Source organism: Xanthomonas sp. 3307, assembly GCF_014199735.1.
Lineage (GTDB): Bacteria > Pseudomonadota > Gammaproteobacteria > Xanthomonadales > Xanthomonadaceae > Xanthomonas_A > Xanthomonas_A rydalmerensis.
In genome coordinates this window covers 169,869-188,610 of record NZ_JACHOG010000001.1, presented here as the reverse complement: position 1 = coordinate 188,610, position 18,742 = coordinate 169,869, and the positions used below count along the sequence as shown (strand labels likewise).

At 68.1% G+C, this 18,742-nt stretch carries 12 protein-coding genes; 7 read left to right on the top strand and 5 right to left on the bottom strand.

Annotated features, from left to right (window positions below; all coding sequences use genetic code 11):
* Nucleotides 1-114: 114 nt before the first annotated feature.
* From GGR64_RS00815 to GGR64_RS00785, 7 genes are all read left to right on the top strand, one after another.
* Complete coding sequence (locus tag GGR64_RS00815; protein WP_184448574.1) at nt 115-1,128, top strand: LacI family DNA-binding transcriptional regulator; 1,014 nt, start codon at nt 115-117, stop codon at nt 1,126-1,128.
* Between the two features lie 104 nt (nt 1,129-1,232).
* Nucleotides 1,233-4,205, top strand: coding sequence for a TonB-dependent receptor (locus GGR64_RS00810; RefSeq protein ID WP_184643367.1), 2,973 nt, complete (start codon nt 1,233-1,235; stop codon nt 4,203-4,205).
* A gap of 94 nt (nt 4,206-4,299) precedes the next feature.
* Entirely contained in the window at nt 4,300-5,922 is a 1,623-nt protein-coding gene (locus tag GGR64_RS00805; RefSeq protein ID WP_160965109.1) for a glucoamylase family protein, read from the top strand.
* Between the two features lie 11 nt (nt 5,923-5,933).
* Nucleotides 5,934-7,229: a sugar ABC transporter substrate-binding protein gene (locus tag GGR64_RS00800; protein WP_184644223.1), complete on the top strand. Its 1,296-nt coding sequence runs from the start codon at nt 5,934-5,936 to the stop codon at nt 7,227-7,229.
* Nucleotides 7,226-8,107, top strand: a complete 882-nt coding sequence (locus GGR64_RS00795; protein WP_160965107.1) for a sugar ABC transporter permease — start codon at nt 7,226-7,228, stop codon at nt 8,105-8,107. The genes GGR64_RS00800 and GGR64_RS00795 overlap by 4 nt, the downstream gene beginning before the upstream one ends.
* Nucleotides 8,104-8,940: a carbohydrate ABC transporter permease gene (locus tag GGR64_RS00790; RefSeq protein ID WP_160965105.1), complete on the top strand. Its 837-nt coding sequence runs from the start codon at nt 8,104-8,106 to the stop codon at nt 8,938-8,940. Before GGR64_RS00795 ends, GGR64_RS00790 begins: the two co-directional genes overlap by 4 nt.
* Before the next feature lie 540 nt (nt 8,941-9,480).
* A complete protein-coding gene (locus GGR64_RS00785; RefSeq protein ID WP_260302813.1) occupies nt 9,481-12,597 on the top strand; it encodes a discoidin domain-containing protein in 3,117 nt (1,038 codons plus the stop codon).
* A gap of 145 nt (nt 12,598-12,742) precedes the next feature.
* On the opposite strand, the gene GGR64_RS00780 is transcribed toward GGR64_RS00785, so the two are convergent.
* From GGR64_RS00780 to zwf, 5 genes are all read right to left on the bottom strand, one after another.
* Nucleotides 12,743-13,396, bottom strand: a complete 654-nt coding sequence (locus tag GGR64_RS00780; RefSeq protein WP_184643363.1) for a bifunctional 4-hydroxy-2-oxoglutarate aldolase/2-dehydro-3-deoxy-phosphogluconate aldolase — start codon at nt 13,394-13,396, stop codon at nt 12,743-12,745.
* Nucleotides 13,397-13,481: 85 nt separating this feature from the next.
* On the bottom strand, nt 13,482-15,398 hold the full coding sequence (edd, locus tag GGR64_RS00775; RefSeq protein WP_184643361.1) for a phosphogluconate dehydratase: 1,917 nt from the start codon (nt 15,396-15,398) through the stop codon (nt 13,482-13,484).
* Between the two features lie 130 nt (nt 15,399-15,528).
* The gene (pgl, locus tag GGR64_RS00770) at nt 15,529-16,248 is read right to left on the bottom strand and encodes a 6-phosphogluconolactonase (protein WP_184643359.1); all 720 of its coding nucleotides are present in this window, start codon (nt 16,246-16,248) and stop codon (nt 15,529-15,531) included.
* A complete protein-coding gene (glk, locus tag GGR64_RS00765) occupies nt 16,245-17,252 on the bottom strand; it encodes a glucokinase (protein ID WP_160965097.1) in 1,008 nt (335 codons plus the stop codon). The genes pgl and glk overlap by 4 nt, the downstream gene beginning before the upstream one ends.
* On the bottom strand, nt 17,249-18,685 hold the full coding sequence (gene zwf / locus GGR64_RS00760) for a glucose-6-phosphate dehydrogenase (RefSeq protein ID WP_160965095.1): 1,437 nt from the start codon (nt 18,683-18,685) through the stop codon (nt 17,249-17,251). The genes glk and zwf overlap by 4 nt, the downstream gene beginning before the upstream one ends.
* Between the last annotated feature and the right edge of the window lie 57 nt (nt 18,686-18,742).

The following is an 18,742-nucleotide window of genomic DNA, read 5'->3' as shown; positions in this document are numbered from 1 at the left end:
GTGTCTGAAAAATAAGACGTTTATTGTAAAAATAACAAAAGGCTTCTGCCTCGCACTGAAAACGATTACAGTCCGCGCCAGTTTCTCAAGGTCTCTGCCGCGGAGGGCGGCACGATGGCGAAGAGCGCGGTCACCATCAAAGATGTCGCACGCGAGGCCCGGGTTTCCGTGGCCACCGTGTCGCGTGCGCTCAACGGTCACGAGAACGTGGCCGCGCCGGTGCGGACCCTGGTCCTGGAAGTGGCCGAACGCCTGCGCTACAGCCCGCATGCGGCGGCGCGCAGCCTCAGCAGCCGCCGCACCCAGACCCTGGGCGTGGTGCTGCCCGATCTGTACGGCGAATTCTTCTCCGAACTGATCCGCGGCATCGACGGCGCCGCCCGCGCGCGCCGCCAGCACCTGCTGGTGTCCAGCTACCACGGCGACCCGGAAGAGCAGGGGCGGGCGCTGCGCGCGATGCGCGGCCGCGTCGACGGCCTGCTGGTGCTGTCGCCGTATGCCGAGCGCCCGGGCTTCCTCACCGACAACCTGCCGCAGGCGTTGCCGACGGTGTTGATCAACACCCACCTGCCGGGCACCGAGTACCCGGTGCTGAGCATCGACGACCATGCCGGTGCGGTGGCGATGACCGAGCATCTGCTGGCGATGGGACATCGCCGCATCGCCTTCATCGGCGGGCCGGAATTGAACTTCGACGCGCGCGAACGCCTGCGCGGCTTCCGCGACGCCATCGCGCGCCATCCCGGCGAGGCGCACGGCCAGGAGTTTCCGGGCGACTTCGACGAAGCCTCCGGCTACCGCGCCGGACAGGCGATGCTGCAGGCCGACGCGCTGCCCGATGCGGTGTTCGCCGCCAACGACATGACCGCGCTCGGCTGCCTCTACGCCTTCACCCAGCGTGATGTGCGCGTGCCCGACGACGTCGCGCTCGCGGGCTTCGACGACATCCCGTTGGCGCGTTTCGTTCACCCATCCCTCACCACCATGCGCGTCAGCATCGCCGGGCTTGGTGAGCAGGCGATGCATCGCCTACTGCAGCTGATCGATCGGCCCGACGCGGACGACGGACAGCGGCAGACCCTGGTTCCTACGTTGGTCGTGCGCGATTCCAGCACGGCCCGTTCCTGATGCGACGCGGTGTCCGCGCCGCATCGCTTGTTCCACTTCGTTCCATCGAAGCACCACGCACCACCCATAACGAGCATCACGTCTTCCTGGAGGGAAAACCCCACATGCAACACACCCCGCACTCCGCCCGGCCCACGCGCAAGCTGTTGACCTGCGCCCTCGCCAGTTGCCTGCTGCTGGGCGCCGCGCCGGCATTCGCACAAAGCACCGGCGCCACCATCCGCGGCCAGGTCAAGGTCGATTCGGCACCGGCCGCGTCCGCGCAGGTCACCGCCACCAACCTGGCCACCGGTCTGACCCGCAGCGTGCAGACCAGCAACGGCACCTATTCGGTCGGCGGCCTGCCGCCGGGTTCCTACCGCATCGACGTCACCGCCGACGGCAAGACCACCTCGCAGAACGTCACCGTGCAGGTTGGCCAGACCGCGACCTTGGACCTGGGCGTGGGCGGCGAAGCGGCCACCGCCAACGGGCAGGGCGCGACCACGCTCGATGCGGTGCAGGTGCAGGCGCCGCCGGTGCTGGTGGAAACCCGCACTTCGGAGAACGCCACCTACATTTCCAACGTGCAGATCGAGAAGCTGCCGCAGGCCACGCGCAACTTCCTGGAGTTGGCCGACAGCGTGCCGAGCGTGCAGTTCCAGCGTGATGCCAAGGGCAACACCACGGTGCGTTCCGGTGCGACCTCGGCCAACGGCACCAACGTCTACATCGACGGCATCAGCCAGAAGAACTACGTGCTGACCGGCGGCGTCAGCGGCCAGGATTCCAGCCGCGGCAATCCGTTCCCGCAGTCGGCGATCGGCGAGTACAAGGTCATCACCTCCAACTACAAGGCGGAGTTCGACCAGGTCAGCAGCGCGGCGATCGTCGCCTCGACCAAGTCCGGCACCAACGATTTCCACGGCAGCTTCTTCTGGGATACGACCAACGACGACTGGCGCGCCGAAAGCCCGCTGGAGCGCAAGGCCGGCCAGCGCGACGACTTCTCCGAGACCCAGTACGGCGCCACCTTCAGCGGCCCGATCCTCAAGGACCGCGCGCACTTCTTCGTGGCGTACGAGGCCAAGGAATACAACACGCCGAACACGGTGATCCCGGGCGGCATCTACGCCGATCGCGTCGACCAGTTGCCGGCGCAGTTGCAGCCGCTGGTGGCCACCTACAGCACCCCGTTCAAGGAAGACCTGTACTTCGGCAAGATCGACTGGACCCTGGGCGACAACAACCTGTTCGAGCTGACCGGCAAGTACCGCAAGGAAGACGAGCTGTCGGACATCGGCGACACCACCACCTACCAGCACGGCAGCACCAACGGGCAGAAGGAAAAGCGCGCCAACCTGCGCTGGCAGTACAGCGGCGAGGCGTTCCTCAACGACCTGAACCTGAGCTACGAGAGCGCGTTCTGGACCCAGACCCCGCTCACCGACGGCAGCGGCTACGTGCTGTCCTACGTGCCGCAGGCCGGCAACGAGACCACCATCCTCAGCGCCGGCGCCGGCAGCAGCTTCCAGAACAAGGGCCAGAAGGGCTGGACCCTGCAGGACGACCTGACCCTCAACAGCCTCGACTGGCACGGCAGCCACACCATCAAGATGGGTGTGAAGTACAAGGACATCCAGCTCGATTCGACCCAGATCAATCCGGCCAATCCGCAGTACTACTACAACATCCTCGGCGATGTCGGCACGCCGTACCGCGTGCGCTTCGGCGACACCGGCGACGGCGGTTCGGTGCAGTCGCAGAACAAGCAGTACGGCATCTACCTGCAGGACGACTGGGAGGTCAACGAGCACCTGACCCTGAACCTGGGCGTGCGCTACGACTACGAGAAGACCCCGTCGTTCCTCGACTTCGTCACCCCGGCCGACGTCGCCAGCGCGCTGCTGAACTGGCGCAACCTGGACAACGCCAACTACGACATCGCCAACTACATCAGCACCGGCAACAACCGCAAGGCGTTCAAGGATGCCTGGCAGCCGCGCCTGGGCTTCTCCTACGATCTGTTCGGCGACCAGGCGCACGTGATCTACGGCGGTGCCGGTCGCGCGTACGATCGCAACCTGTTCGACTACCTGGCGCTGGAGCAGCTGAACAACAACTTCCGTTCCTACAGCTACTACTTCAACAGCGCCAACACGCCGTGCCTCGGCCAGCCGTGCGTGGCATGGGATCCGAATTATGCGACCCAAGCCGGCCTGGCCGGGCTGGCGGCGTCCAACACCGGTGGAGCCGGCGGTGGCCGCGAGGTCTACCTGATCGACAACAACATCAAGGTGCCTTACTCCGACCAGTTCAGCCTGGGCATGCGCAACATGGTGCATTTCTGGGGCAACGACTGGTACACGGACGTGACCCTGAGCCACATCGTCAGCGAGGACGGCTTCGTGTTCCTGCGCGGCAACCGCCGTGCCGACGGCTCGTTCTTCCTGCCCGGCACCACCTCCGGTGTGCCGACCGACTCGCCCAATGGCTACAGCGCGATCGTGCTCGGCACCAACGGCCTGAAGACGCGCAACAACCAGCTGGCGCTGAAGCTGGACAAGCCCTACGACAAGGAATCCGGCTGGGGCCTGACCGTGGCCTACACCTTCTCCGATGCGAAGGAGAACCGTCAGTACGGCGAGCACTACGCGCTGGACCAGCCGTCGATGGCCGGCTACGGCTGGCGTGAGGCCGGCGGCATCCCGAAGAACCGCCTGGTGGTCACCGGCATCTACGACCTGCCGTACGACGTCACCCTGTCGGCCAAGCTGTCGCTGGCCAGTCAGACCCCGCGCTACGGCACCGACTGCCTGGCGGGCAACGACCAGTGCTATATCATTCAGTACAAGCCGGATTCCACGCTGGGCTACAAGGAATTCAGCCTGGCGGCGAACAAGGAATGGGATACCGGTTCGGGCATCAAGTTCAACGTCCGTGCCGATGTCATCAACCTGTTCAACTGGACCAATTACGCGGACTACAACACCGATACCGGCACCTACGCCGATCTGAACACGGCGTTCGGCACGCCGAACGGCGTGCTCGCCTCGCCGATGCGGACGTTCAAGCTGTCGTTTGGCTTGAACTGGTAAGCAGGGTCGCCGCGGCTCCCGTGCAACGGGGGCCGCAGCGATGCGGAAGTGGGGTATTTTTTGCGTGCATGTAAACGATTTCACGGGGGGCACGATGAAGAAGCAGCGCAGTTTCATCAGGTTTTCGTTGATGGTGATGGCAGCAGGGGTGCTGCTGACGGCGTGCAAGAAGACCGAGGAGCCGAAGGCGGTGGAGAAGAAGCCGGTCAAGGTCATCCTGGTCGAAGCCGAACTGCCACCGAAACTGCTGAAGCCGGAACTGCCGCCCCTGTTCGAGGACATCGAACGCCGCACCTTCCAGTTCTTCTGGGACACCACCAACGAGCAGAACGGCATGGCGGTGGATCGCTATCCGTCGCGGCCGTTCGCGTCCATCGCGTCGGTCGGCTTCGCGCTCACCGTCTACCCCATCGGCTACGAGAACGGCTGGATCAGTCGCGAGCAGGCGGTGCAGCGCACCCTGACCACGCTGCGTTTTTTGCGCGATCTTCCGGTCGGTCCGCAACGCACCGGCCGCGCCGGCTACAAGGGTTTCTACTACCACTTCCTGGACATGCAGAAGGGGCTGCGCTACGACCAGTGGGTGGAACTGTCCAGCGTGGACACCGCGCTGCTGATGATGGGCGTGCTGTTCGCCCAGTCCTACTATGAAGGCGACACTGCCGACGAGAAGGAGATCCGCCAGATCGCCGACACGTTGTACCGGCGCGTGGACTGGCCATGGATGCAGCAGCGCAAGCCGCTGATCTCGATGGGCTGGTATCCCGAGCGCGGCTTCATCCAGCACGACTGGATGGGCTACAACGAAGGCATGATGGTGTACCTGCTGGCGCTGGGTTCGCCGACCCATCCGGTGGAGCCGGACGCGTGGCAGGAGTGGACGCGCACCTACAACAAGGACTGGGGCGTGTACTACGGCCAGGAATACCTGGCATTCGGCCCGCTGTTCGCGCACCAGTACAACCACGTCTGGATCGATTTCCGCGACATCCAGGACCAGTACATGCGCGAGCATGGCATCGACTACTTCCTCAACAGCCGCCGCGCCACGCTGGCGCAGCGCGAGTACGCCATCGACAATCCGATGAAGTGGAAGGAGTACGGCGAGAACGTGTGGGGCCTGACCGCCAGCGACGGTCCGCAGAACACCACCCAGGACTACCGCGGCGAGCAGCGCCAGTTCTTCCACTACCGCACCCGCGGCGCCGGCCTGTTCGAGGCCTTCGACGACGGCACCATCGCGCCGACCGCGGCGGTGTCCTCGATCGTGTTCGCGCCGGAGGTGGTGATTCCGGCGACCCAGGAAATGCACAAGCGCTTCGGCGACTTCCTGTATTCGAGCTACGGTTTCCTGGATTCGTTCAACCCCAGCTTCAACTACGATATCCCGCTCAAGACCGGCCGCATGATTCCCAACCGCGGCTGGGTGGCCAGCGACTACATCGGCATCGACCAAGGCGCGATCGTCACCATGATCGCCAACTACCGCAACGAGTTCGTCTGGAACGTGATGAAGAAGAACAAGTACATCCGCACCGGACTGGAGCGCGCCGGCTTCACCGGTGGCTGGCTGACACCGGAAGGCGAGACCCAGCCGCTGCCCAAGAAGGACGAGCAGGCGGCCAATGCGCGTGCGCTGGGCATCGCCGAGTCGCGCGCCGCCGCCGCCGAGGCGCAGTCCACCCCCCCACAGCGCCAGCCGCAGCAACCGGAATGAGCACAGCACGCATGATCGGTCGTTGGTTTTCGCTGGGTTTGGTTGTATTGGCGGTGTGCGGCTGCGCACGCGCGCCGCAGGGCGAGGTGGTGCGGTTCTGGGCGATGGGCCGCGAGGCCGAGGTGGTGGCCGAGCTGATCCCGCAGTTCGAGAAGGAGAACCCGGGCATTCACGTGGACATCCAGAACATCCCGTGGACCGCCGCGCACGAGAAGCTGCTCACTGCGTTCGCCGCCGACGGCCTGCCGGACGTGTGCCAGCTGGGCAACACCTGGATTCCGGAATTCGCCGAGCTGGGCACGCTGCAGCCGCTGCAGCCCTATGTCGACCGCTCCAAGGTGGTCGACCCGAAGGATTACTTTCCCGGCATCTGGGACACCAGCGTCATCGATGGCCATCTCTACGGCATCCCCTGGTACGTGGACACGCGCCTGCTGTTCTACCGCAAGGACATGCTGCGCGACGCCGGGGTGACCAAGCTGCCGCAGACCTGGGCCGAGTGGGAGCAGGCGATGGCGGCGGTGAAGAAGCACGTGGGGCCGAAGCGCTACGCCATCCTGATGCCGCTCAACGAGTTCGAGCAGCAACTGTCGCTTGGGCTGCAGCTGCCCGATCCGCTGCTGCGCGACAACAACAACTACGGCAATTTCGAAAGCCCCGGCTTCCGCAAGGCGCTGGCGTTCTACGCCAACATGTTCGACCAGGGCTGGGCGCCGAAGATGTCGGAGACGCAGATCTCCAACGTCTGGGACGAGTTCTTCAATGGCTTCTACGCCTTCTACATCTCCGGCCCGTGGAACATCCGGGAATTCCGCAAGGTGCAGCCGCCGGCGTTGAAGGATCAGTGGGGCACCATGCCGCTGCCCGGTCCGGACGGTCCCGGCGCCGGCATCGCCGGCGGCACCAGCCTGGTGATCTTCCGCAAGTCCGAGCACAAGGACGCGGCGTGGAAGCTGATCGAGTTCCTGTCGCGGCCGCAGATCCAGGCGCGCTTCCATGCGCTGATCGGCGACATGCCGCCGCGGCGCAGCACCTGGGCGTATCCGTCGCTGGCCGACGATCCGCTGGCGCATGCGTTCCGCGACCAGTTGGAACGGGTCAAGCCGGCACCCAAGGTCCTGGAGTGGGAGCGCATCGTGCAGGAGATGCGGCTGGCCACCGAGCGTGTGGTACGCGGCGGCGAACCGCAGGAGAAGGCAATGCGGGAACTGGACAAGCGGGTCGACGAGATCCTGGAGAAACGCCGCTGGATCCATCAGCAGCATCGTGAAGGCACGGCGGCGCCGGCCGCGGGAGCCACGCCATGAAGCGCGGTTCCCTGATCGGCTGGCTGTTCGCCGGCCCGGCGCTGATCGTGATCGGCGTGTTCTTCGGCCTGCCGGTGCTGTCGGCGCTGGCGCTGAGCGTCACCGACTTCGACCTGTATTCGCTGGCCGACCGCCACAACCTGCGCTTCGTCGGCTTCGGCAACTACAGCGAGTTGCTGCAGACGCCGATGTTCTGGAAGTCGCTGTGGAACACCACGTACTTCGTGATCGTCGGCGTGCCGCTGTCCATCGCCGCCTCGCTGGGCGCGGCGCTGTTGCTGAACGCGCCGGTGGCACGGTTCAAGGCGCTGTTCCGCACCGCCTTGTTCGCGCCGGTGGTGACCACGCTGGTGGCGGTGGCGGTGATCTGGCGCTACCTGTTCCACACCAGCTACGGCCTGGTCAATTACGGCCTGGCGCACCTGGGCATCGGCCCGATCGACTGGCTCGGCGACCCGCACTGGGCGATGCCGACCATCATGCTGTTCGCGGTGTGGAAGAACTTCGGCTACAACATGGTGATCTTCCTCGCCGGCCTGCAGGCGATCCCGCAGGACCTGTACGAGGCCGCGCGCATCGACGGCGCCTCGAAGTGGCGGCAGTTCCTGCACATCACCTTGCCGATGCTCGGGCCGGTGCTGCTGGTGGTCGGGGTGATCACCGTGTCCGGCTACTTCCAGCTGTTCGCCGAACCCTACGTGATGACCCGTGGCGATCCCCTGCAGAGCACGGTCAGCGTGCTGTATTACATGTTCGAGGAAGGCTTCAAGTGGTGGAACCTCGGCCGCGCGTCGGCGGTGGCGTTCCTGCTGTTCCTGATCATCCTGGGAGTGACGACGGTGATGCTGCGCTTCGGCCGCAAGAGGGACCTGGTATGAGCCGTGAGATCGGCGCCTCGCGCTGGAACACGCTGCTGGTCAACGGCGGGCTGCTGCTGCTCGCCGTGATCAGCCTGGCGCCGCTGTTGTGGATGGTGTCGGTGTCGTTCATGCCGGCCGGGCAGGCCAGCCGCTTCCCGCCGCCGATGCTGCCCACCGGCGCCACCCTGGCCAACTACGGCGAGCTGTTCTCGCGCACCGGCATGGCGCGCAATTTCGCCAACAGCCTGCTGGTGTCCTGCGCGATCACCTTCGGCTCGCTGCTGGTCAACACCATGGCCGGCTATGCCTTCGCCAAGCTGCGCTTCGTCGGCAAGGAACGGATCTTCCAGATCCTGCTGGCGGCGCTGGTGATCCCGGCGCAGGTGGCGATGCTGCCGCTGTTCCTGCTGATGAAGCAGCTGCACTTGGTCAACAACTTCGGCGGGGTGATCGTGCCGGCGCTGGCGACGGTGTTCGGCATCTTCCTGGTGCGCCAGTACGCGCGGTCGATCCCGGACGAACTGCTGGAGGCGGCCCGCATCGACGGCGCCGGCGAGCTGCGGATCTTCTTCCAGATCGTGCTGCCCATGCTCAAGCCGGTGCTGGTGACGCTGACCATCTTCACCTTCATGGCCGCGTGGAACGACTTCATGTGGCCGCTGATCGTGCTGACCGACCAGGAGCACTACACCTTGCCGGTGGCATTGGCGGCGCTGTCGCGCGAGCACATCATGGACGTGGAGATGATGATGGCCGGCGCGGTGGTCACGGTGATCCCGGTGCTGGCCCTGTTCCTGGCCCTGCAGCGCTACTACATCCAGGGCCTGCTGCTCGGCAGCGTGAAGGGGTGAGGCGCAACGCTTGCGCGCCACTGGCGCGCGTTGCGCCGAACGCCCGGCCATGGATGGTCGGGCCGGGGCGTCCGGAGCCGATCAGTTGCGCCAGGGATGGCATGGGAAAGATGCGAGTGCGGCGACGCGCTTGCGAGCCACTGGCTCGCGCGTTCGCGAACGCCTGGCCATGGATGGCCAGGCCGGACGATCTGGTGTGGGATTGCTGCGCCATGGATGGCGGCGATGAAGCGGAACATCGAGCGCCACTGGCGCGCGTTGCGCCGAACGCCCGGCCATGGACGGCCGGGCCGGACGATCTGGTGTGGGATTGTCGTCATGGACGGCAGCATGGATGCGTATCATCGAGCGCCGTAAGCGCAAACCGCGCCGCACGCGCGGCCTTGGGCGCACGCCTGTAGGAGCGGCTTCAGCCGCGACAGCAGCGCGGGAGACTCCATCGGGGCCGACGCCCCTCCGGCAGAAGCAGATACGACGACAGCGACGGTGAAGGCGATGAGGGACGGAATGGCGATGCGATGCGGATGCGCGATGCTGACGATGCTGGGGCTGGCGGCCGCCCATGCCGTCGCCGCGCCGCCGACCTCCACGGTGACGCTGGACAGCTTCAACGATCTGGACAAGTGGCAGATCGTCGTCTCCAACCAGGTCACCGCCTCGACCCGGCTGGTGCAGGCGCCCAGCGGCGGCCGCGCCAAGGCGCTATGCCTGGACTACGACTTCAACGGCGTGTCCGGCTACGCCGGGATCCGCCGCAGCGTGCCGATCGACTACCCGGACAACTACCAGTTCGCGTTCCAGCTGCGCGGCGATTCGCCGAGCAACGACCTGCAGTTCAAGCTGGCCGACGCCAGCGGCGACAACGTGTGGTGGGTCAACCGGCCACGCTATGCGTTCCCCACGCAATGGAGCACGGTCACCTTCAAGAAGCGGCAGATCGACAAGGCCTGGGGGCCGAGCCCGGAGAAGGAACTGACCCGCAGCGCGCAGATCGAGTTCACCATCTACAACCAGGTCGGTGGCGCCGGCACGGTGTGCTTCGACCAGCTGACCCTGACCCCGCTGCCGCCGCAGGACACTTCGCCGCTGACGGTCAAGGTCAACACCGATACCGCGCCGGCGCTGGAGCAGCGCATCGCCGACGGCAAGCCGGACACGGTCTGGTACAGCGGCAATGCCAAGAACCAGACGATCATGCTGGACCTGGGCAAGGTGCGCGAGTTCGGCGGCGCCAAGGTGCAGTGGGCGCCGGGCGTGTACGCCTCGCGCTACACGGTGCAGGGCTCGGCCGACGGACGCAGCTGGCGCGAGTTGCGCCAGGTGACCGCCGGCAACGGCGGCACCGACTGGCTGGCGCTGCCGGACACCGAGGCACGCTATGTGCGCTTCGACCTGCAGGACGGCCCCAGCTTCCGTTACGGCATCGCCGATATCGCGCTGCAGCCGCTGGCCTTCGCCGCGACCCAGAACGACTTCATCAAGTCGGTGGCGGCACAATCGACCCGCGGCTGGTTCCCGCGCGGCTTCAGCGGCGAGCAGCCGTACTGGACCATCGTCGGCCTGGACGGCGGCCGCGAACAGGGCCTGGTCGGCGAGGATGGCGCGATCGAGGTGGGCAAGGGAGGCTTCAGCATCGAGCCGTTCCTGTTGCTGGACGGCAAGCGCCTGAGCTGGGCCGACGTCAAGACGGCGCAGAGCCTGCAGGACGACTACCTGCCGATTCCCAGCGTGGACTGGACCCACGACAACGCCGCGCTGCGCGTGACCGCCTTCGTGCAGGGCGAGCCGGAGCAGGCGCAGCTGGTCGCGCGCTACCGGCTCAGCAATCCGAGCAAGCAGCCGCACGACTACACCCTGGCGCTGACGGTGCGTCCGTTCCAGGTGAATCCGCCCAGCCAGTTCCTCAATACCGTCGGCGGCGTCAGCCAGATCCGTTCGCTGGCGATCGCCGGCACGCAGGTGCAGGTCAACGGCCAGCCGCGGGTGTTCGCGGTGCAGAAGCCGGATGCGGCCTATGCCACTGCGTTCGACGCCGGCATCGACGTCGAACGGCTGAGCACCGATGCCAGCGGCTTGCCGCAGCAGGCGCAGGATCCCGACGGGTTGGCCTCCGGCGCACTGCTGTATCGCGGGCGCCTGGCCCCGGGCGAGGTGCGCGAGGTGGCGCTGGTGATTCCGCAGACCGGCAACGCCGCGCTGCCGGCGGGCTTCGATGCCGCACGCGCGCAGCAGCAGGTCGCCGCGCAGTGGCACGAGAAGCTGGATCGCGTGCAGCTGCGCGTGCCGGCGCAGGGCAAGGCGGTCGCCGACACGCTGCGCACCGCGCTGGCGCACATGCTGATCTCGCGGATCGGGCCGCGCCTGCAGCCGGGCACGCGCTCGTACTCGCGCAGCTGGATCCGCGACGGCGCGATGATTTCCGAAGGCCTGCTGCGGCTGGGCCGCGCCGACGTGGTCCGCGAGTACGTGGAGTGGTACGCGCCCTACCAGTTCGCCAACGGCATGGTGCCGTGCTGCGTGGACGACCGCGGCAGCGACCCGGTGCCGGAGAACGACAGCCACGGCGAACTGATCTACAGCGTCGCCGACTACTACCGCTACAGCGGCGACCGCGCCTTCCTGGAGCAGATGTGGCCGCACGTGCTCGGCGCCTACACCTACATGGAGCAGTTGCGGCTGAGCGAGCGCACCGACGAGAACCGTGCGCGCAACGCGGCTTTCTACGGGATGATGCCGGTGTCGATCAGCCACGAGGGCTATTCGGCCAAGCCGATGCACTCGTACTGGGACAACTTCTGGGCGCTGCGCGGCTACAAGGACGCGGTGAGCATCGCCGCCGAACTGGGCCGCATCGACGATGCCGCGCGCTTCGCCGCCTCGCGCGATCAGTTCCGCCAGGACCTGTACACCTCGCTGGACGCGGCCACCCAGCAACACCACATCACCTTCCTGCCGGGCTCGGCGGAACTGGGCGATTTCGATCCGACCTCGACCACCATCGCGCTGGCACCGGGCGGCGAACAGGGCCGGCTGCCGCAGGCCCTGCTCGACAACACCTTCGAGCGCTACTGGAGCGAGTTCGTCGGCCGCCGCGACGGCACTCGCGAGTGGAAGGACTACACCCCCTACGAGTGGCGCAACGTGTCGGCGTTCGTACGCCTGGGCTGGCGCGAGCGCGCCTGGGAGGCGACGCAGTTCTTCTTCAAGGACCGCGCTCCGCAGCCCTGGAACCAGTGGGCCGAGGTGGTCTCGCGCACGCCGCGCAAGCCGTTCTTCCTCGGCGACCTGCCGCATGCCTGGGTCGCCTCGGATTTCGTGCGCTCGGTGCTGGACATGTTCGCCTACGCCCGCGACGTCGACGACAGCCTGGTGCTGGCCGCCGGCATTCCGGCCGACTGGCTCGACGGCAAGGGCGTGGCGATCGAGCAGTTGCGCACCCCGCAGGGGCCGCTGAGTTATCAGCTGCGGCGGCAGAAGAACCGCTTGCTGCTGAACATCCCCGAGGGCCTGCGCATGCCCAGCGGCGGCCTGGTGCTGCCGTGGCCGTACCCCGGAGAACCGGGCCGCACCGTGGTCAATGGCGAAGCGGCGCAGTGGGAACACGGCGAACTGCGCATCCATGCGTTGCCGGCGGATGTGCAGATCGAGGTGCGGTGAAGCTGGGATTCGGGAGTCGGGATTGGGGATTCGTAACAGCTAAAGCAAAAAAAGCGCCGGCATGCCGGCGCTTTTTTTGAGGTGTTGGGTGGAGCTGCTTTTGCGAATCCCCAATCCCGACTCCCCAATCCCGGCGGCCGCGGCGCTACCGCGCCGCCGCCGCGATCGCCGCCGCCTTCGCTGAGCTCTCGCGCACCTTGTCCCAGGCGCCGTCGGCCAGCCAGTCCTTGGGCACCATCCACGAGCCGCCGATGCAGACCACGTTGGGCTGCGCCAGGTACTCGGCGGCGGTGCTTTCGCCGATGCCGCCGGTGGGGCAAAGCTTGAGCTCGGCCAGGGGCCCGGCCAGGCCCTTGAGCATCGCCAGGCCGCCGACCGCGGAGGCGGGGAACAGCTTGCACACGCGGAAGCCGCGCTCCATCAGCGCCAGCAGTTCGCTCGGGGTGGCCGCGCCCGGCACCACCGGCAACGGCGCCTGCGCCAGGGCATCGGCCAGGGTCGGGGTGGTGCCCGGGGTGACGATGAAGTCGGCACCGGCGTCGATCGACTGCTGCAGCTGGGTGGCGTTGAGCACGGTGCCGGCGCCGATCACGATGTCCGGCAGCTCGCGCTTGAGCATCGCCAGCGCTTCCATCGCCACCGGCGTGCGCAGGGTCAGTTCGATCGCCGGCAGGCCGCCTTCGAGCAACGCGGCCGACACGCGGCGCGCCTCTTCCAGGCTGTGGACGGTGACGACGGGCAGGATGCCGGCCGCGCGCAGCAGCTGCTCGGCCTTGGTCTGGTGTTCGGCGATGGTCATAAGCGTCTCGGTTGCGAGGGGGCAAGGCCCCGGCCGCGTACGGGCGGGGCAGGGTGGGGCGCGCGGTAGCGCCGCCGGTCAGGCGTCAGGCGTCCTTGGATTCGTGCGGCGCGGCGGCGGCCTCGGCATCGCGGCCCAGGTCGTACTCGGCGTCGTAGTTCCACAGGTCGCCATCGGCGGCCGGCGGGCCGCAGGAGATCGACAGCGCGCCCTGGTCGGCGGGGCCGACCATGCGGCGGTTGAGCCCGAACAGGTTGCGGCCCATGTCGTGCGCGGCCGGCGCGGTGTTCGGCGCCAGCGGCCGCGCCGCCCATTCGGCGGCATCCACCAGCACTTCCAGGGTGCCGGCCTCGCCGTCCAGGCGCACGATGTCGCCTTCGCGCACGCGTGCCAGCGGGCCGCCGCGCGCCGCTTCCGGGGTCACGTGGATGGCCGCGGGGAACTTGCCGGAGGCGCCGGACAGGCGCCCGTCGGTGACCAGCGCCACGCGCCGGCCCTGGTTCTGCAGCAGGCCCAGCAGCGGCGCCAGCGAATGCAGCTCCGGCATGCCGTTGGCCTGCGGGCCCTGGTAGCGCAGCACCACCACGAAGTCGTGCGGCAGCGCGCCGGCGGCGTGCAGCTTGTTCAGCGCCTGCGGCGCGTCGATCACCACGGCCGGCGCTTCGATGCTGCGGAACTGCGGCTTCACCGCCGACAGCTTGATCAGCGAGCGGCCGAGGTTGCCGCGCAGCAGGCGCAGGCCGCCCTGCGCCTCGAACGGGTTGGATGCCGGACGCACCACCGCCTCGTCGGCGCTCTTGGCCGGACTCGGCACATAGGCCAGCTTGCCGTCCTGCACGCAGGGCTCGTCGCCGTAGGCGCGCATGCCGCCGGGCACGATGGTGGTCAGGTCGTCGTGCATCAGCCCGGCGTCCATCAGCTCGCGGAACACGAAGCCGATGCCGCCGGCGGCGGCGAAGTGGTTCACGTCGGCCTCGCCGTTGGGATACACCCGCGCCAGCAGCGGCACCAGCTGCGACAGCGCGTCCAGGTCGTCCCAGGTCAGCACGATGCCGGCCGCGCGCGCCACCGCCAGCCAGTGGATGGTGTGGTTGGTGGAGCCGCCGGTGGCCATCAGCGCGACCACGGCGTTGACGATGGCGCGCTCGTCGATCAGCCGGCCCAGCGGGCGGAAGTCGCTGCCCAGGGCGGTGATGCGCAGCGCGCGCTCGGTCGCCTGCTGGGTCAGCGCGTCGCGCAGCGGGGTGCCGGGGTTGACGAAGGAGGCGCCGGGCAACTGCACGCCCATCGCTTCCAGCAGCACCTGGTTGGAGTTGGCGGTGCCGTAGAAGGTACAGGTGCCGGGGGCGTGGTAGGACGCCGATTCGGCGGCCAGCAACTCCTCGCGGGTGGCCTGGCCGGCGGCGTAGCGCTCGCGCACTTCCGCCTTCTGCTTGTTGGGGATGCCCGGGGTCATCGGCCCGGCCGGCACGAATACCGCCGGCAGGTGGCCGAAGGCCAGCGCGCCGATCAGCAGGCCGGGCACGATCTTGTCGCACACGCCCAGGTACAGGCTGGTGTCGAACATGTCGTGGCTGAGGCCGATGGCGGTGGCCTGGGCGATCACGTCGCGCGAGAACAGCGACAGTTCCATGCCCGGCCGGCCCTGGGTCACGCCGTCGCACATCGCCGGCACGCCGCCGGCCACCTGCGCGGTGGCGCCGAGCGCGCGCGCGGTGCGGCGGATGATCTCCGGGTAGTGCTCGAACGGCTGGTGCGCCGAGAGCATGTCGTTATAGGCGGTGATGATGCCGAGGTTGGGAGTGATCCCGCCTTCCAGCCGGCTCTTGTCGGTGGGGCCGCAGGCGGCGAAGCCGTGGGCGAGGTTGCCGCAGCTCAGGCGGCTGCGGAACGGGCCGTCGCGCAATGCGGCGTCGATGCCGGCCAGATAGGCGCGCCGCGACGGCGCACTGCGCTGGCGGATGCGTTCGGTGATCGCGTGGAGGGTCGGATGCAGGCTCATTGGCGGAAACGGCTATGAAGTGTGGGGGGGGCGTCGCGAATCGGGACTCGGGAATGGGGACTCGGGAGAGCGGGGATGCGTCAGCACGCGGCCGTTGCCAATCCCCAATCCCGACTCCCCACTCCCGGCCTCACTCGCACCAATGCACGCGCAGGCGCGCACCGGGCGTATCGAAGGCGACGCGAATCGGATACTCGTGCGGATCGGTGCCGGCCAGCGCACGCTCCAGCACCTCCAGCTTCTGCTTGCCGCGCAACAGCAGCATGCGCTGGCCGATCGGCGCCAGGCCGGCCGGGGTCAGGGTGATGCGCAGCGGCCAGGTATTGGCGCCGGGGCAGCCGGTGGCATCGAGCGCGGCGTAGGGCAGCGGGTTGGTCAGGGCCTTGTTCAAATCGGTGGCGCCGGGGAACAGCGAGGCGGTGTGGCCGTCGCCGCCCATGCCCAGCACCGCCATGCATGCGGCCGGGGCGTGCTGCGCATGCAGGTTGGCCGCGTGCACGCAGTCCTGCAGCGGCTTGCCGACCCGCACCAGCGGCTCGAACCGCGCGTCCTCGGTGCGATCCAGCAGGCTGTGCCGGATCAGGTAGGCATTGCTGTCGCTGTCCTGCGGCGAGAGCCAGCGCTCGTCGACCAGGCCGACGTCCAGCTTGGACCAGTCCAGCGGCAGCTCGGCCAGCGCCTGGTACACCGGCGCCGGGGTGGTACCGCCGGACAGCAGCAGGCGCGCGCCGCCGCGGCGCTGGATCTCCTCGCGCAGCGCGGTGCCGATCTCGGCCGCCGCCGCGTCGATCCATTCGTCCGGATCGTCGTAGCGGATCAGCGTGATGCGGTCGGACAGCGTGGGGCTCATGCAATGGCTCCTGGGGATTGCCGCGCGGCGTCCACCGCGTAGGCGGCGGCGCCGAGCAGGCCGGGACGGGGGTGGGTCACCGCCAGCGACGGCACCCGCGCCATGATCGACGAAAACCGGCCCTTGTGCTCGAAGCGCTGGCGGAACCCGGAATGCTGGATCGCGTCGAGCATCTTCGGCACCAGCCCGCCGGTCAGGAACACGCCGTCCCAGGCGCCCTGCATCAGCACCAGATCGCCGGCGATGGCGCCGAACACGGCGCAGAACACGTCCACCGTGCGCATCGCCCGGTAGTCGCCCTGCGCGGCGCGCGCGGTGATGTCTTCCGGCTGCAGCGGGCCCGGGTCGTCGCCGGCGATCTCGCTCAGCGCGCGGTGGATGTTGACCAGGCCGGGGCCGCAGATCAGGCGCTCGTTGGAGACGCGACCGAACTGCTGCGAGAGCAGTTCCAGGATGCGGATCTCCTCCGGCGTGCCCGGCGGGAAGCTGACGTGACCGCCCTCGGTTTCCAGCGGGAAGCAGCGCCCGCCGCGCACCAGCAGGCCGCCCACGCCCAGGCCGGTGCCGGGGCCGATCACGCCGTAGTTGCGCGGCACTTCGATCGGCGAGGGCGTCCAGCTGGCGCCGCCGACCTGGACCACGTCCTGCGGCCGCAGCAGGCTGATCGCCATCGCCTGCGCGGCGAAGTCGTTGATCAGGTGCAGTTCGTCGAAGCCGAGCATGGCGCGGGTACGCGCCCGCGAGATCACCCACGGATGGTTGGTGATGCGCGCCTCGTCGCCGTCGACGCGGCCGGCGACCGCGAAGGTGCCGCTGCGCGCGTCCACCCCGGTCTGTTCCAGGTAGTGCCGGGCGGCGTCGCCCAGCGACGGGAACTCCACCACCGAGTAGGTCTGGGTGCTGTCGTCGAGCAGCGGCACCGAGGCGTCGAGATCGGCGAGGGCGAAACGGGCATTGGTGCCGCCGATGTCGGCCACCAGCACCGGGCGCTGCGGCGCGCTCACGGCGTGCCCCGCGGCGCGGCGCCGGACTGGTCGCAGGACACGTAGGCCTGCGCTTCCTCCGGCCCCCAGCTGCCGGCCGGGTAGGGCAGCAGCGGCAGTTGCGCCTGCGCCCAGGCGGCGCTGACGCTGTCGATCCAGGCCCAGGCGGCACGCACCTCGTCGTCGCGCACGAACAGCGCGTGGTTGCCGTTGAGCGCGTCGAGCATCAGCCGCTCGTAGGCGATGCGCCGGTGCAGGCCGGTGGGTACCGACAGTTCCAGTTCCAGCGGCTGCAGTTCCAGCGCGCCCCATTCCGGGCCGGCCAGGCTGCTCATCAGCCCCAGTTCGATGTTCTCCTGCGGCTGCAGCTGGAAGGTCAGCCGGTTCGGCGCGGCCTGCTGCGCGGCCGGGCGCTCGAACAGCCAGTGGGTGACCGGCTTGAGCGTGACCACCACGCGGGTGGAGCGCTCGGCCAGGCGCTTGCCGGTGCACAGCCGGAACGGCACCCCGGCCCAGCGCCAGTTGTCGATGTAGGCGGTGACCGCGGCGAAGGTTTCCACGTCGCTGCCTTCCGGCGGCTGGTAGGCCTGCGCCGGCTGGCCATTGATGGTGCCGGCGGTGTAGCGCCCGCGCACGCTGTCGCGGGCGGCATGCTCTGCGCTCAGCGGACGCAGCGCACGCAGCACCTTGACCTTCTCGTCGCGGATACGGTCGGCTTCCAACGACGCCGGCGGCTCCATCGCCACCAGGCACAGCAACTGCAGGATATGGCTCTGCACCATGTCGCGCAGCGCGCCGGAACGCGCGTAGTAGGCGTCACGGCCGTCCACGCCCTCGCTCTCGGCGACCAGGATGTCCACCGACTCGATGTAGGTGCGGTTCCACACCGCTTCCAGCAGCGTGTTGCCGAAACGCAGCGCGATCAGGTTCTGCACCGCGGCCTTGCCCAGGTAGTGGTCAAGGCGGAATACGCGGTCCTCGTCGATCAGCGCGCCGATCGCCTGCACGATTTCGCGGGCGCTGTCCGAATCGTGGCCGATCGGCTTCTCCAGCATCAGCCGGTGCGGCGCGGCCAGCGCCCCGCCCAGGGCCAGGCCCTGGCAGGTGCTGATGTACAGCCCCGGCGGGATCGCGAGATAGCTCACGCAGCGGCGCGCGGTCAGGTCGCGCACCGCGGCGGCCACCGATTCGGCATCGCGCAGGTCCACCGAGCGGTAGTCGATGCGCGCCAGCAGCGCCTGCACGATCGATTCGCCGATCTGCGGCATCGCCGCCTGCAGGCGCGGCTTGAGGAGTTCGTGGAACTTGGCGGTGTCGTGCGGCGACAGCGCCAGCGCGCGGATGCGGAAGTCCTCCGGCAGGAAGCCGTCGTCGAGCATGCGCAGCAACGAGGGGAACAGATAGCGCTGGGCCAGATCGCCGGTGGCGCCGAACAACAGGAAGGTATCGTGCATCGACCGGGTTTCGGTTTCGGGTGACATGGTGTCGATCACCTGGGGGCTAGGAGTGAC

Bases quoted from the DNA above. Each gene is read 5' to 3' on its own strand.
- GGR64_RS00810 (WP_184643367.1), top strand. From the start codon at position 1,233: ATGCAACACACCCCGCACTCCGCCCGGCCCACGCGCAAGCTGTTGACC.
- GGR64_RS00780 (WP_184643363.1), bottom strand. From the start codon at position 13,396: ATGACCATCGCCGAACACCAGACCAAGGCCGAGCAGCTGCTGCGCGCG.
- pgl (WP_184643359.1), bottom strand. From the start codon at position 16,248: ATGAGCCCCACGCTGTCCGACCGCATCACGCTGATCCGCTACGACGAT.
- zwf (WP_160965095.1), bottom strand. From the start codon at position 18,685: ATGCACGATACCTTCCTGTTGTTCGGCGCCACCGGCGATCTGGCCCAG.
- GGR64_RS00805 (WP_160965109.1), top strand. From the start codon at position 4,300: ATGAAGAAGCAGCGCAGTTTCATCAGGTTTTCGTTGATGGTGATGGCA.
- GGR64_RS00790 (WP_160965105.1), top strand. From the start codon at position 8,104: ATGAGCCGTGAGATCGGCGCCTCGCGCTGGAACACGCTGCTGGTCAAC.
- GGR64_RS00795 (WP_160965107.1), top strand. From the start codon at position 7,226: ATGAAGCGCGGTTCCCTGATCGGCTGGCTGTTCGCCGGCCCGGCGCTG.
- edd (WP_184643361.1), bottom strand. From the start codon at position 15,398: ATGAGCCTGCATCCGACCCTCCACGCGATCACCGAACGCATCCGCCAG.
- GGR64_RS00785 (WP_260302813.1), top strand. From the start codon at position 9,481: ATGCTGGGGCTGGCGGCCGCCCATGCCGTCGCCGCGCCGCCGACCTCC.
- GGR64_RS00815 (WP_184448574.1), top strand. From the start codon at position 115: ATGGCGAAGAGCGCGGTCACCATCAAAGATGTCGCACGCGAGGCCCGG.
- GGR64_RS00800 (WP_184644223.1), top strand. From the start codon at position 5,934: ATGATCGGTCGTTGGTTTTCGCTGGGTTTGGTTGTATTGGCGGTGTGC.